The organism is Vibrio sp. 10N.222.52.C12 (assembly GCF_041474215.1).
GTDB classification, from domain to species: Bacteria; Pseudomonadota; Gammaproteobacteria; order Enterobacterales; family Vibrionaceae; genus Vibrio; species Vibrio crassostreae_C.
Map to the genome: position 1 here is coordinate 1 of NZ_JBFRTR010000042.1, position 13,668 is coordinate 13,668.

The 13,668-nt window shown below is 42.5% G+C and carries 13 protein-coding genes; 5 read left to right on the forward strand and 8 right to left on the reverse strand.

Annotated elements, in window-relative coordinates; all coding sequences use genetic code 11:
- Positions 1-355 precede the first annotated feature (355 nt).
- Positions 356-1,708, reverse strand: a complete 1,353-nt coding sequence (gene yegD, locus AB4623_RS07930) for a molecular chaperone (protein WP_017064846.1) — start codon at positions 1,706-1,708, stop codon at positions 356-358.
- A 160-nt stretch (positions 1,709-1,868) separates the two neighbouring features.
- Here yegD and AB4623_RS07935 point away from each other — a divergent pair, with 160 nt between their 5' ends.
- Positions 1,869-2,177 (forward strand): DUF1289 domain-containing protein, encoded by a 309-nt coding sequence (locus AB4623_RS07935; protein WP_080582242.1) that lies wholly within the window; start codon positions 1,869-1,871, stop codon positions 2,175-2,177.
- 153 nt (positions 2,178-2,330) lie between these two features.
- On the opposite strand, the gene AB4623_RS07940 is transcribed toward AB4623_RS07935, so the two are convergent.
- A complete protein-coding gene (locus AB4623_RS07940; RefSeq protein ID WP_017061764.1) occupies positions 2,331-2,681 on the reverse strand; it encodes a HopJ type III effector protein in 351 nt (116 codons plus the stop codon).
- 194 nt (positions 2,682-2,875) lie between these two features.
- Here AB4623_RS07940 and AB4623_RS07945 point away from each other — a divergent pair, with 194 nt between their 5' ends.
- Positions 2,876-3,535 (forward strand): PilZ domain-containing protein, encoded by a 660-nt coding sequence (locus tag AB4623_RS07945; protein ID WP_102332012.1) that lies wholly within the window; start codon positions 2,876-2,878, stop codon positions 3,533-3,535.
- Between the two features lie 59 nt (positions 3,536-3,594).
- Here AB4623_RS07945 and luxQ read toward each other — a convergent pair whose 3' ends face one another.
- From luxQ to AB4623_RS07970, 5 genes are all read right to left on the reverse strand, one after another.
- Positions 3,595-6,168 carry a quorum-sensing autoinducer 2 sensor kinase/phosphatase LuxQ gene (luxQ, locus tag AB4623_RS07950; RefSeq protein ID WP_372058060.1) on the reverse strand — a complete coding sequence of 858 codons (2,574 nt, stop codon included), beginning with the start codon at positions 6,166-6,168 and terminating at the stop codon, positions 3,595-3,597.
- Positions 6,168-7,262, reverse strand: a complete 1,095-nt coding sequence (locus tag AB4623_RS07955; RefSeq protein ID WP_229648191.1) for an autoinducer 2-binding periplasmic protein LuxP — start codon at positions 7,260-7,262, stop codon at positions 6,168-6,170. Before AB4623_RS07955 ends, luxQ begins: the two co-directional genes overlap by 1 nt.
- Positions 7,263-7,570: 308 nt before the next feature.
- Positions 7,571-7,885, reverse strand: a complete 315-nt coding sequence (locus tag AB4623_RS07960) for a GIY-YIG nuclease family protein (protein ID WP_102332010.1) — start codon at positions 7,883-7,885, stop codon at positions 7,571-7,573.
- Positions 7,886-8,542 carry a YceH family protein gene (locus tag AB4623_RS07965; RefSeq protein ID WP_017061769.1) on the reverse strand — a complete coding sequence of 219 codons (657 nt, stop codon included), beginning with the start codon at positions 8,540-8,542 and terminating at the stop codon, positions 7,886-7,888.
- A gap of 56 nt (positions 8,543-8,598) precedes the next feature.
- Positions 8,599-8,799, reverse strand: coding sequence for a hypothetical protein (locus AB4623_RS07970; protein WP_017061770.1), 201 nt, complete (start codon positions 8,797-8,799; stop codon positions 8,599-8,601).
- Between the two features lie 195 nt (positions 8,800-8,994).
- Between AB4623_RS07970 and AB4623_RS07975 the strand changes: the two genes are divergently transcribed.
- From AB4623_RS07975 to AB4623_RS07985, 3 genes are all read left to right on the forward strand, one after another.
- Entirely contained in the window at positions 8,995-9,309 is a 315-nt protein-coding gene (locus AB4623_RS07975) for a DUF496 family protein (RefSeq protein WP_004742367.1), read from the forward strand.
- 196 nt (positions 9,310-9,505) lie between these two features.
- Complete coding sequence (locus tag AB4623_RS07980) at positions 9,506-10,132, forward strand: D-Ala-D-Ala carboxypeptidase family metallohydrolase (RefSeq protein ID WP_017066096.1); 627 nt, start codon at positions 9,506-9,508, stop codon at positions 10,130-10,132.
- 166 nt (positions 10,133-10,298) lie between these two features.
- Positions 10,299-10,535 (forward strand): hypothetical protein, encoded by a 237-nt coding sequence (locus AB4623_RS07985; protein WP_017061772.1) that lies wholly within the window; start codon positions 10,299-10,301, stop codon positions 10,533-10,535.
- Positions 10,536-10,566: 31 nt separating this feature from the next.
- On the opposite strand, the gene AB4623_RS07990 is transcribed toward AB4623_RS07985, so the two are convergent.
- Positions 10,567-13,131, reverse strand: coding sequence for an ATP-binding protein (locus AB4623_RS07990; RefSeq protein WP_372146147.1), 2,565 nt, complete (start codon positions 13,129-13,131; stop codon positions 10,567-10,569).
- Between the last annotated feature and the right edge of the window lie 537 nt (positions 13,132-13,668).

Sequence of the window (13,668 nt, forward strand, 5' to 3'; positions counted from 1 at the left end):
AAAAAAAATCGCACTATAAAAAACAAAAATACCTTTTAAAACAGATGATTAACACGACAATTACTGGGATCTCCTTTTATTCTTTGAGATAAATACTTTGATTATTTTTGATTTTATAATCACTAAAAAAGCATTAAAAATCTAAACCCAAGGTAACTCATCAGACCATCGAGAGGCTCGCCTTTGCCTTTGAAACATTTTGTAACACGTAGAGCTCAGCTGAAATATTTAGCTTTGTGAAACAAATCCCAATATGAGCTAGGAAAAATCGTTCAATAGAAAGTTCATTAGAGAAAAACAAAAAAAGGGCAACCAATCAGCGACTGGTTGCCCTTCATAACTCATCATTGAACTCTTATTTGAAGCAAACCTCAGCCCAACGAGCTAAACCTGCAGTTACTGAACCGAAGTAATTACCACTCACAATCGGTACATTCGGCACAGCTTGTTGTACGGCTTCACGAAGTATCGGTGAACGAGCGGAACCACCCGTCATGTAGATTACGTCTGGCTTTTTCTGGCCTTGTTGAATCGCTTCTTTAACCAACTCAATCATCTTAGACTTTGGTGTTTCAATCGCTTCAACCATCTGTTCGACTGAGATATCTACCTCGACCAGTTCAGAGGCAACATTAATCGCAGCACGATATTGAGGGGATTCTGCCAGCGCAATCTTGGCCTCTTCCGCTCTACGCACAATACCGTAACCCAAAGTGTCGTGATAAACCTTCATCAAACGTTCTAGCTTTTGAGGCTCTGACGCTTCTTTACGAAGTAATTTTAATGCCGCTAGGTTTTCTCTTGAATAGAAGTTCTTTTGAGCTTCAACATTATTAATCGCAATTGGGTTCCAGAATTGAGTCAGTGGCATATCAATACCCGAAATGCCTTTGCTGCCCATACCAAAAGGTGACATCAGTTGTTTGAATGCAAGATAGATATCGAGGTCATTCCCCCCTACCCTTTGCCCACTGTGTGCCAACAAGCTCTGGGTACGATCCGCTTTACCAGACCACGTTGGTCCCATTTCTAATAATGAGCAATCGGTGGTACCACCGCCAATATCAACAACCAATACTGTTTGGTTTTCAGTTAATGTGCTTTCGTAATCAAGGCCTGCGGCTACGGGCTCAAATTGAAAAGCGATATCAAGGAAACCGGCACGCTTAGCTGCGCGAGACAGTATGTCTTCAGCTTGTCTGTTCGCCTCTTCACCACCTCGACCGTGGAAGTTAATTGGTCGGCCGATAACAGCTTGCTTGATCTGCTCTTGAGTCGTGAGTTCGGCTTGATTCTTGATATTTGCCATCATGGCGCACACTAAATCTTCGAAAAAGCTCACCTGCACATCATGCAGTCCACTCGCGCCAAGGAAAGATTTAGGGGACTTAACATAATAAACATCGCGAGGGTCTTCTAAATATAAGTCCAACGCAGCCTGACCAAATGCCATGTCTTCTGGCACTAAGTCGATACTCTCTTCTCTGTTCAGCGCAATCGCACGTCGTAGTACTTGCTCACCGATCGCATCACTCGGCTTGATATTCAAGTGGCGGAATAGATGTTCAGAAACACTCTCACGAGTAGGCGCAAACACGGTTGAGGGAATATAGTGGTTGTTACCTTCTAGCGGTAACAGGCTTGGCTCTCCATTAACCATCGCCGCGACAGAACAGTTCGCTGTTCCATAATCAAATCCAATAAACATAATATCCCCCCACTCAACAAAAGGGGCGAGATGCTACATGAAAAGCCTAAAAATTACGAGGTCATTTCTAAATTTAACTGAGTAATTTCTTAGCTTAACGGCTCTTCAAGAAGAAACAAATATGCTACATTTCAGCCCAAATGAATCACAGGTTAGAGAAATGAAAACACCTTGCCGAGCGGCTTGTAAAAATAATGGCGGAATGTGTAGTGGCTGCTTTCGAACAATGGATGAAATTATAGGTTGGAAAGGCTTATCTGAAGAAGAGCAAACGTCGGTTATGGATAATCTTAGTGGCGCGAGTTCGACTCACCAATGTCCACAGTGTAATGAGCCAGCTCAATGCGATATCAGTGCGGGCAAAGAGACGTGTTGGTGTTTTGAGTTAGAAAAACGAGATACTAGCGATATTCCAAAGGCTGGAGTTTGTATGTGTCGTAAGTGCTTGTCTGCCCTGCCCGTTCAGTAGTTTAGAGCCCATTTAGTAGTTTAGAGCCCATTTAGTAAGTTACTGGATAGCAAGTTACTAGCCAGTTCAACATAGACAAAAAAAGCGAGAGGTTGTTTTCTCGCTTCAAAATACTGAGATTAAATTTCGACCTAATCGTTACCTGGTTAGTGTCTACTTCACTTTTGCAACCAGCGCAGGCTGAGAAAACTGGATACCATTCCAGCCATGAACCATAAAGTTACGAATATTTTGATGGTCGCTGTTCTCAGGAAAACCTAGCACGTCGTTACGATAAAATTGACCAAAACAAGCAAGTGTTTGCTCTGCTGATAGGCCTTGCTCTAAACCAAAAGCAAAAATCTTACACGAACCATTATTCTGCCCTGCAGCGTTCACTACCTCACCATTGCGAAATTCGCGCTCAGAAAAATCATAGTGAGCTTCGATCACTTGCATTGTATCTTCAAATTGCACGGCCTCTGGGGTTTCAGCCAGAGTATTCAATAAGGTTTCCAGTTCCATTTACTATTTCTCCATCAAGTATATATCTGTCAGCAGTGTATCTTGTTTTACGACAAGAGTAAGCCGTTGTTTACTTGAGATAGCGATTCACTTTTTTGTTGTACGCTGCTAATTACTTCAATGAAACTAATGACATAGTTTTATCAGGGCGTTATATTATTTTATCAAACGATTAACATTGTTCAGTAACGAATATGCATAAAGATAAAAACTTAGAACTGTTCAGATACCTAAAGCCAGGTACAAAAACAGCAGGTGTATTGGAATTTGGCCCAGACGACTCAATCCAGATCAGTACACTTTATATCGGACACAAAGAAGATCAGTACCTCATCCTAGAGCTTACGCAAAAAGCGACAGAAGCACTGACGCTGAGAAAGCTCACAAACGTTGATATTATTGTTCGTGCGATTACCGACACCGAACTTGGGCACATTGTCGCGTTCAAAACCAATGTACTGGCTCATATCACCTCTCCAGCACATCTAATCTTCCTTCGCCCACCCTCAAACTTTGCAACCAAGCCTATTCGTGAACACGAAAGGTATAAAGTACGTCTCAGCTGTGAAGTCACTTTTGATACCTTGTCGCTGGATGCCACACTAGTCGACTTTTCAGCGTCAGGGTGCGGTATCTATCTTACCCAGCAATCAGATATTGATGTCGGCTGGAAGATAAAAGTCAATTCTGACTTAAATGAGTACTTAGATGACGATCTTGTCTACAAGGTGGTAAGTAAGAAAAGGCAAAGACAAGGCCGGTTGCTAGGTATCCAATTCCCTGAACACCTAGATATGAGTGATGAGTTGAAAACGCTGCTATTGGAACAAGCCTTTGTCGCTGGCTCGATATAAAGGCAGAAAATTAGTTACTTCTCTTCAACAGACTCCATTAAAGTGCACTAAGTTAAAGCCTAGTGCTCTGTGTCATTCCAGTATGAGTTTTTGAAATGAACAAACGCTTGGTGGAGCGACTCTTCTTTAATCGGCTTTACAATCACGTAATTCGCCCCTGCGGCCATAAAGCTGTCTCTAGTTGACTCTTGAGCATCAGCGGTACACGCATAAATAGGGGCTGACACACCAATCTCACCTCTTAGCTGCTGAGTGGTTTCAACACCACCGAGATTAGGGAGTTGGTTATCCATCAAGATCAAGTCATAGGTAATCGTCTTAGCCATCTCAATCGCTTCTAAGCCATCTTTTGCCCAGGTGACGACCATGCCATATTTCTTACAGAAAGCCTGAGCAATAAAGGCGTTGGTGTGATTGTCTTCCACCAGCAACACATTCAAAGGTCGACTAAACAACGCCTCTGGCTCAACCTCAGCTTGTTGCTTAGCATCGACTAATAGCGGCTTGGCGTGTACGACTACAGGAATTTCTATCGTGAACTCTGAGCCTTGACCTATCACGCTGCGGACTTGAATGTCCCCTTCCAGCATATCGACCAGATTTTTTACAATTGTAAGTCCTAAACCAGTGCCACCATATTCACGAGTGGTGGTCTCTTCGGCTTGAACAAAGGGTTCAAAAACAGCATCAATTTTGCTTTCATCAATACCAATGCCAGAATCTTTCACTCGAACGATCAAGCTGGCGTGATCGGAGTTAAAGATACTCTCGATCTCAAAGCTGACGGAGATACCGCCTTGATGAGTGAATTTAAAAGCATTACTCAACAGATTAAACATGATCTGATTGAGGCGTACTTGGTCGGTATTGATTTCAATGTCATCAACCAAGTGATTCACAATGGTAAATTCGACGGATTTATCTTCACACAGCGGTCGATAGATGCTGTCTAAGGTATTAACTAACTCCCCTAAACGGAAGTCTTTCTTTTGAATATTAAACTGCCCTTGCTCAATCTTTGAGAAGTCCAAGATATCGTTAAGTACCGCCAGTAAATGTTCCGCACTATTACACAGTACATCCACCTGCTCGCGATTATCTTCATTGTGCATAGAGCGCTTGAGCAGCTGAGACACACCGAGAATACCGTTGAGCGGCGTGCGAATCTCATGACTCATCTTAGCTAAGAAGTCTGCTCGCACATTCGCAAGATGCTCCGCTTCTTCTCTTGCTCGATCAGCCTGTCTTTCCGCCTCGATTAGCTTAGTAATATCTTGCCCTTGTACCACCACTCCTGTGATGCCGTGTTCCACGCGAATAGCAGACATGTTCCAACGAAACACCTTTTCACCAATGGGTACGTTAATACCCGTCAGTTTAGAACCCTGAACCACCATTTGAATATTAGGCAGCATTCGCTGCTCAAACTCTTGGGCAATTGGACCATAATTGTCATCAGCATCGAACAACGCCATGCGAGCGGCGGGGTTCATCTGAATCAAATCGCCTTTTTCAGACCAAACTAAGATAGGCGAATGAGCAAAGTTAAAGAGATCTTGGAATTTTTGATTCTGTTCAGATAAGCGCTCAAAGGTGTCTTCAAGAGTACAACCAATATGATGAAATTCGAAAATGTTAGAGCCATCGAACTTGTTGTACTCTTCGCTAGCACTTGCCGAACGAGTAAAGTCCATTAGCTTATCAAGCTCGGCTGAGACTCTCTTTTGAATCCAAGTTCGAGCAAAAAAAGACATCAATATGATCACCACAATCACCACGATGATCGCACGCTGATAATTCTCTTCTAACGCAATGAAATTATTATTTTTTTGAACAGCTCGAATGATTAAAGGAGTTTCAACAGCATTAATCTTAATGGTTGCGATGGTAACGAAATGACGCGGCAACTGTTCGTACATTTGGTAATTGAGGATGTCAGTAATGGTGTAGCTTTCATCACCACTGAATGTCGATGTCACCGGTGTACCGTGCGCTTCAATCACGATATTTTCGCTATTACTGCCCTGTTGGATTGACTCAGCCAAAGAGAAGTTGTTGTCAAGCACAATGGCGATATAGAGTTGACCAAGGACTTCCCCAGTAGCGTTATCAACAATAGGGGTACGGCGAGCCAACAAGTGACGCTTACCTATATCTGTCCTCAGTTTAATAAAATGCCAATTACTGCTGAACGAAACCTCATCAGAAATATGCTTTAAGTTGGACTCATCCAAACCATAAAATTGACTGTTGCCGTCTTCCCAAGCCAAACCATCGTGGGTTGAGACAAAGCGTAAATCTGGTGCATGATCCGGTTCACGTTGGTCAACACCAAAGAAAAAGTAGCTCAGAGTCTCGTCATTACCCGTATCAATGTACTCTCTGAGAGTTTCACTGTGTGAGCTACTGTCTTGATGGATTTGCAGCACCGACAAACGATAATCAAACATGTTTTGGATCAGGCTTGAGGTTTGCTGTACCGTTCGATTCGTCTCTTGCTGTACGATATTACTGCTGGTTTCATAATTATGAATAAGCACGCCAAGTGCCATCACGCCTATCACCAAAATAACGATACGCGTAATGAGTCTAGCTAAAGTGTTTCTAGGTGTACTGGCGTAACTTTTCTTCATTAGTGACCTGAGTACCTAAATGCTCGCTGTTTAAGTTCTGAAATACGTTCTGGGGAATCTTCCTTGGTGACAATTTCAAATTCACCAGAGTAAACGGTAGGCACTTCCAAACCGGCTAGATCCCACTTGATCGCCTCTGCCATTGCAATGCCTGTATCGTCGTTCATACGCATGACAGTAACATCTAGGTCGCCCCTTGCAATGGCTTCAAGTTCAGCAGAGCCGCCTCCCCAACCATTCACTAAGATGTCTTGGCCCGATTCACGAATCGCTTCCATTGCACCGAGAGCGACATCCGTTGAACATGCATAGATAAAGTCTAGATCCTTATCGTTCTCTATACTGATTTTAGCCGCTTGGTAGCCACTGTCTTTGTTTGATTTTGTGTAAAACGAAGACTTAAGGGTAAAGTTGGTAACCGTATTCACTTCATGGATAAAAGTATCTCCACGCGCATCACTGATATAGCCTTGTGAGTAATACAAAACAGAATACTTACTGTCTGGCGGACTTACTTGTTTAAAATAGTCCGCCAGTTTTAAACTGCCTGTCGCATGGTCAAAACCCACATACATAAATGGCTGTCTATCTGCCCAAGCTCGCACTGGCGTCGTGATATTTTGAAGAATCAGTTTGGTGTCTGTAGAGGTCAACACGTACTCGATAAACTTGCGGTGGCGCGTGGTATCTAGCGTGAAAATCAAATAATCCGTCTTGTTTTCAATCGCTTCTTGCAACGAAATACTCTGCTGCGCGAGATCGGCATTAATACGGGTAAACACTTGATTTATTTGATAGCGGATCTTCAGCCTATCGAGACGCTTCTCAAAAGCTTGAATATTGCGAACCCAGTAATCCGAGATCTGTTGACCCGGATACACCACGGAAATCGTAATTGGTTCGTCTTGGATTCTTCTCAGTGGCACAGGGTGATTTTGTACAGCCTCGACCATTTTATCGGTCAATGCTCTTTGTTCTGGAAAAGTGGAAAGATAATCTTGGTATTCCCAGTACCTATTGAGGACATGAGTACCATGGGAAAGAGCGGACGCAGAAAATACGGCAAGTCCAAACAACATCAGTAAACGTTTCATATTTTTCTCGTTTTAGATGAGCTACTTTGGCTCATTTTTTAACCTAGCATGACACCATCTCTTTGTATGGCTAATGGATATTATGTAGGACAACGATGATAAATGATAGCGTCTAACACTAATTAGAACGACATTCTAAATGAGCAATATGTTAATTTGGAATGGAGATTAAGAACAACGAGTTAAATTATGATTTCAGCCCATTCACGGTAAGAGTAATTACCATTTAAATTCATAAGCTTAGCTAGAGCCGATATAGCTCCTTACACTATTAAGATTTAATCAATAACAAACATTTTAGCTATGAATTATGAGACTTCGATATATTGAATTTTGTCTTTTTGCCACTCAATAATCAGTTTGAGTGATACCAGTTTTTCTTTGCGGGATTTGGGCAACTGCTTGATCGCGTATTCGGTTTTCAACGCCTCACTTTTTGAGCCAACACCAAACCTCCAAACCAGCTTAAGTGGGCCTTTACCTTTTAAAGCTTTGGCGCCTTTACCGGTTTGATGTTGTTCAAATCGACGTTCTAGATTGTTCGTCACGCCACAATAAAGGGCATTGTGACGATTGCGGATCAAGTACACGACCCAATCCGCATTTTTATCAGCATCTGACATTTAAAGCAGTGATTCAACCAGAGCCTTAAGCTCTGCCACTTCTGCTCGTAGGCTTGCAACTTCAGACTCAAGCTCTTCAAACTTTTCACTCGTTGCAGAGGGGGCAGCCGCGCTTACTGATGCCATCGCAAACGCTTCAACGTCCACTTCACCGCTCAACAAATGCTGGTAGCGTGATTCACGTTTACCCGCTTCGCGTGGCAGCTTCACAACCAAGGCACCTGCTTCTCTTGCAGCGAGTTTGTCTAATGTTGCTTCTACTTCTTTCACATCACTAAAGTTTGCAAGGCGACCCGTTCGAGTACGAAGTTCACCGGGTGTTTGCGCACCGCGCAGTAACATACAGCAGATGATTGCACGCTCTTGCTCTGTAAATTGCAGATCGCCGAACTCAGTGTTGCAGAAACGATGCTGATACTTATTAACACGGCTATTGAAGCTGCTCTCATCACTCACCATGCGACGTCCGATTAAACCATCAACTGCATCTAAAACATCTGACTCAGAAAGAGAGAGAACAGGTTCACGGTTACTCTTTTGATTGCATGCCGTGGTTAAACTGTTCAGTGTCAGTGGGTAATGATCGGGAGTAGTGACTTCTTTCTCGATCAAACAACCGATAATTCTCGCTTCAATTGGGGAAAGTACTGTGTTCATCGTTTTTCCTTTTTATTATTTTGATAATTCCATCTCAACACCTAACAATGCAGTAACTAGTGTTCAGACAAAATTGGTACTCGTTTCTTTCTGCCCTGTTCATCAATCATTATGATCTTAGAACGGTTGAGCTCTATTTCCACGACTTCCAAATAAGTACGCTCTTGTACATACGCATCACGAAGCTTGTTTTGTTCTGCTGAAGATTCAGTGACATTCTCGTCCAATTCTTCGTTTTCCAATTGTTGTTGATTCATTTCACATTTCGTATCAATGCAGTATCTACATGGGATACTAACTTGAACGGTAAGATAAAAACAATCACACATCAGCGAGAGTGACGAATAATTAAACAACCTTACTTTTGCTTTGATCTAAAGACTGTTACATCATCAATTGATGTGCTTTAATCAGAAGCAGACAACGTATTTGACGAATAGGAAAAGGAATCTATGAGCAGCGTATTTGAAATTGTTAACCAAGCACGACGTAAGAACAAACTTAAGCGTGAACTTTTAGACAACGAAAAGAAAGTTCGTGACAACCGTAAGCGTGTCGACCTTCTTGATAACCTACTTGATTACATCAAGCCAGAGATGACCCACGACGAGATCCTAGGCATTATCAAAAATATGAAAGCTGACTACGAAGACCGTGTTGATGACCACATCATCAAGAGCGCTGAGATTTCTAAAGCTCGCCGTGACATCAGCCGTCGCATTCGTGAACTGACAGAAGAAGACAAGCAAATCCAAGGTAAGAAGTAATCTAACCTCGCTAATTTACTTGTAACAATGTTAGTAACCCACTCTTAGTAGTGGGTTTTTTTACCTAAACTCCAGCGTCTATACTTAAGCATCTAAACCTAACCGTCTAGGCTTAAGCGTACCTAAGCAAAATGAATGAAACTCAACAGCAGTATCAAACTAAATAACGAGTGTACACTAGCGATGGAGAGACTTTATGTACGGAAGTATTCTGATAACCTTGGCTTTATCAACGACACAACCTTACCCTGAAAAATTTGAGAAACTTTATACCGAAGAAACCGAAATCACTTATGACGATCTCGTGGTCGATGTTCATGGCTACAAGGTTCCGACCCGATCAGCATTTCGAGGTTGGATGCTCCTCAATCACGCTCAAGACCAAGTGAGAGCAATCGGACAACAACTCAAGGACAATGGCGTTACTCAGAGCATGCCTCTGCATCTCGTTCTATTGCAAGGGACGGATTGGGCAATGAGTAATACAACCTTGTTTACCCTCCCAAATAAGAAACATGTGCCAAACATGATCAATACCCTGAAGTACATACAACAATATATTGAGCCTGAAATCGGTGTTGTTATACCAGTATCTGGAGAGCGAACCGATATCTACAATCAACAAGCTGGTGGTGCACTGCGAAGTAAGCACTTAGAGTTTTGTGCCTTAGACCTAGTGCCTGCAAATGACATTACTCGCGAAGATCTACACGTGAAACTTAAAAAGATTCATTCGGAATTCGGGCAAAAAAATAATGTTGGGCTTGGTTTATATTCAGGTGTTCGATTCCACATCGATACTTGTGGGTTTAGACAATGGTAAAGAAACACGATCAAGTCATAAAGACATGCAATTCGCACGTGTCACTTAGACTCTAAAAACAAGCAAAATTACATAAGATTATGATTTTAAATGTAAATTAAAACTGGAACGCTAATTGATATTAATAACAAGTATCATAATTATTAATAGCAATTAGGAATTCAATATGAAGACGATGACTCAACGCTTTCAAACTCTGCTTTCTGTTTCAAACTTCAGTCTAGCTATCACAACCTTGCTTATGCTTCTCAGTATTATTGTTGCTTATCCAATGGCCGATCACTTCTCACTGCCAATTCAAATCGTCGCCCACATCAGCACCATCTTAGTCGCAGCCTTGCTGAACATCAGCTATGTCGGTCGTTGCCTTGCACAATACAACCTTGGATTGGAAGTTCGTTAAGTAGCGCCGCGCTAGCCTTGATACGGGAGCCCTAGACAATATCAAGGCTACTGAAAAGATCGTACAGCTGGTGAGATTTATAGGGTTTAGGTAAGTAGGCGTTCATACCGGCTTCAAAACAATCTTTGATGTCTTCTTCTAGAACACTGGCGGTTAAAGCTATGATGGGTAATGGTGTGACTTGTTGATCGGCTTCCCACTGACGTATCGCACGAGTCGCCGTTATGCCATCCATAACAGGCATCATGCAGTCCATTAAGACTGCATCAAACTGAGCACCCCGGGTGATGACATCCACCGCTTCTTGGCCATTACTGGCAATCAAATATTCATAACCCGCTTGCTCAAGGAAGAAGCTCGCTATTTTTTGATTCATCAGATTGTCTTCAACGATCAAAATGCGTCGATTCAGAGAGCGAACTTCTTCATCTTTTGCTTCCACTTGAGGCGTTTGCTCTTCGCCCACATCGAGAGATTGTAAGCTGGTTAAGAAACGTCGGCCCAAGAATGGCAAGGTATGAGTCGAGTGGACCGTTTCTCTGATTAGGTTGGTTTTAAATAGGTGATGCTGACAAACGATGACGCGAGCAAGAGGATATATCACCTTCAACGTCGCAAGATCTTTTTCCATAGAGTGGTGCAAGGTATGACAATAAAGTATGAAGTCACTTTCTTTTACACTTTCACTAAGGGCAGCAATGGATGACACCACATTGGCTCGAACATTCAAACGCTCACACTCTTTAACGAGCTGATCGAGGTAATTGAAAGAGTTCGAGATGATGGTCGCTCGGCTCAGGTTATCGAAAGTTTGAACAGGCGCTTCTACAACATCGACATACAAACAAAAAGTGAATGTAGAGCCCTCTCCTTTCACTGAACGCGCGGTAATGTAACCACCCATCAAATCAACAAGCTGTCGACAAATCGCAAGCCCTAACCCCGTACCGCCAAATTGACGGGTAATGCTGCCATCTTCTTGAGTGAAAGGTTCAAATATGGACTCTAACTTCTCGGGCTCAATCCCAATCCCGGTATCAGACACGCTGCATTCAAGCTTGCCCCTGCCCATAGACATAGGTGTATAAGCAATGTCAGTTGTAATTGTGCCCTTAGACGTAAATTTGATGGCATTAGAAAGCAGATTGGTCAGCACCTGTCTCACGCGGTACTCATCGAAAAACAGTTGTGACGGCGTTTGATAATCGATATTGATGTCGAGCTCAATATCCTTACTTATCGCTTTCGACTGAATCACACTCACAGAGTCATAAACCGCTTCTCGCAAATCAGCATTGTGTGGTGACAACATCAAGTTACCCGACTCGATTTTAGACAGGTCGAGTATGTCATTCAGCAGCACCAGTAAAGAGTGAGAAGACGATTCGATATCCCCCAGTACTTCTTGTTGATTTGGGCTCAGTTGGCTTTGAGATAAGATCTCAGCCATGCCAATGATCCCGTTAAGTGGCGTGCGTATTTCATGTGACATATTTGCTAAGAATGCGCTTTTGGCTTTGTTAGCCGAAATCGCGTCTTCTTTTGCTGTTATCAACTCTTTGTTGTGCAGATAGTTGCGTTCCATCACTCGATTTAGGGTTTCAGTGAACTCGGCAAGCTCATCGTTCCCTTGGATACGAATCACCTTTGGCTGGCCGTAGCTATCAGCGCATTCCGACACACCTTTCAAGATAATCGACAGGTTTCTGTTTAAGCTCAGAGATGTCGCAACCCCAAGCCACATCAAAACACCAGAAGCGATGAGTATAAGCAACGTCATGACCAAGGTTTGCCTTTTCTGCAACGCGATATTCTTGGTCAGTTCAAACTGTATTTGATTGGTGTAAGCGCCAATCGCGTTTGAAATAGCCCGTTTTTTAACCTCTAAGCTTTTCAAGTGTTGATATATTTCGGGTGATGAAAAGTCCCCTTTGAGGATTCGAGATATAAATTTGTCTTGAAAATCATCTTTGGCGACCGCGTTTAGCAACTGTCTAATGTTTGGAGAACGCGTATCCGAACGGAAAAATGTATCTAATAGCTGTTGCTGCCTCTCTAGAGCAGCGACATAGCTAAGCAAGTATTGGTTTTTAAACTCTGGGGAGCGATTCAAACTGAAGCTTAACCACGCTTCTCTCTGAGTCCAAAACACATAATGCGTAAGATTGATAAACATCGCTTCCGCTTGACCAATATTGCCATCGACTAAAGCCATGCGATATTCGGACAGCTCCATCAGCACGTCTTTTAACAAGTCGAAAGCGCGCTCTGTCAATTTTCTGCTGTCTGTCGTTTCAGGTGTACTAGCTAGGATCATCAACAACTTTTTCAATTCAGCTAACTGAGGGTCAATACTCCAATTGCTGTCGAACCGTTGAAGTCGCATTCCATACTGAGTCAGTCTATCCAGCTCTGATTGCAGTGTTAAAAGCAACTGACCTTTCTCAGGGGAATCATTAGACAGCACCAACCATCGATAAGCATCACTTGAAACCGTATTAAAAAATTGAAGCGCTTCGACCTTAATACGCGTTGTTTCAAGGTGATTCATCTTCTCATCGTTCTTAAGCACTTCATTCACTGTAAACCCGAACATAATGAGTACAGAAACCGTGGAAAGAAAAATAAGACGCCATCTAATTGACATGTTTATCATTTTTATAACGACTCCCTTCCCGAAAGTAATTTACCTAACCCAAATTAAGAATAGGACATTAACAGGGGGTTATTGATCAAATTGGATATGAACAAATGATACTCTGAGCCCAGAACGAAAAATTAGAATCAACAGGCATCCAAAACAGGGCTTTAAAGCGGAGGAGTCTGCTTTACTAAGTGAGATTGAGACAAGCCGATTTTAGACAAGTGAACGTTACGTGAGAGAGGTCTACTCGAGGAGGTTTCTACAAATGAGATGTAAGCAAGCGAGGTTTTAGTGAGCAAAATGTAAACAAAAGACGTTTTCTCCAGTTATTATCACCGGCATAACAAGTACACATCCACATTCTGCGGCTCAACTAGACTGTGAATAATGACTCTGCGTGCTAACAAAGTGGATAGTTAGGTTAAAATTGTGACATCCAATCGTTTGCGTGATGCACTTTTCACACTCAAGCTAGGCTTATTCAAAGGT

Coding starts and splice junctions, on each gene's coding strand:
- yegD (WP_017064846.1), bottom strand. CDS start 1,708: ATGTTTATTGGATTTGATTATGGAACAGCGAACTGTTCTGTCGCGGCG.
- AB4623_RS07935 (WP_080582242.1), top strand. CDS start 1,869: ATGAAAACACCTTGCCGAGCGGCTTGTAAAAATAATGGCGGAATGTGT.
- AB4623_RS07940 (WP_017061764.1), bottom strand. CDS start 2,681: ATGGAACTGGAAACCTTATTGAATACTCTGGCTGAAACCCCAGAGGCC.
- AB4623_RS07945 (WP_102332012.1), top strand. CDS start 2,876: ATGCATAAAGATAAAAACTTAGAACTGTTCAGATACCTAAAGCCAGGT.
- luxQ (WP_372058060.1), bottom strand. CDS start 6,168: ATGAAGAAAAGTTACGCCAGTACACCTAGAAACACTTTAGCTAGACTC.
- AB4623_RS07955 (WP_229648191.1), bottom strand. CDS start 7,262: ATGAAACGTTTACTGATGTTGTTTGGACTTGCCGTATTTTCTGCGTCC.
- AB4623_RS07960 (WP_102332010.1), bottom strand. CDS start 7,885: ATGTCAGATGCTGATAAAAATGCGGATTGGGTCGTGTACTTGATCCGC.
- AB4623_RS07965 (WP_017061769.1), bottom strand. CDS start 8,542: ATGAACACAGTACTTTCCCCAATTGAAGCGAGAATTATCGGTTGTTTG.
- AB4623_RS07970 (WP_017061770.1), bottom strand. CDS start 8,799: ATGAATCAACAACAATTGGAAAACGAAGAATTGGACGAGAATGTCACT.
- AB4623_RS07975 (WP_004742367.1), top strand. CDS start 8,995: ATGAGCAGCGTATTTGAAATTGTTAACCAAGCACGACGTAAGAACAAA.
- AB4623_RS07980 (WP_017066096.1), top strand. CDS start 9,506: ATGTACGGAAGTATTCTGATAACCTTGGCTTTATCAACGACACAACCT.
- AB4623_RS07985 (WP_017061772.1), top strand. CDS start 10,299: ATGAAGACGATGACTCAACGCTTTCAAACTCTGCTTTCTGTTTCAAAC.
- AB4623_RS07990 (WP_372146147.1), bottom strand. CDS start 13,131: ATGTTCGGGTTTACAGTGAATGAAGTGCTTAAGAACGATGAGAAGATG.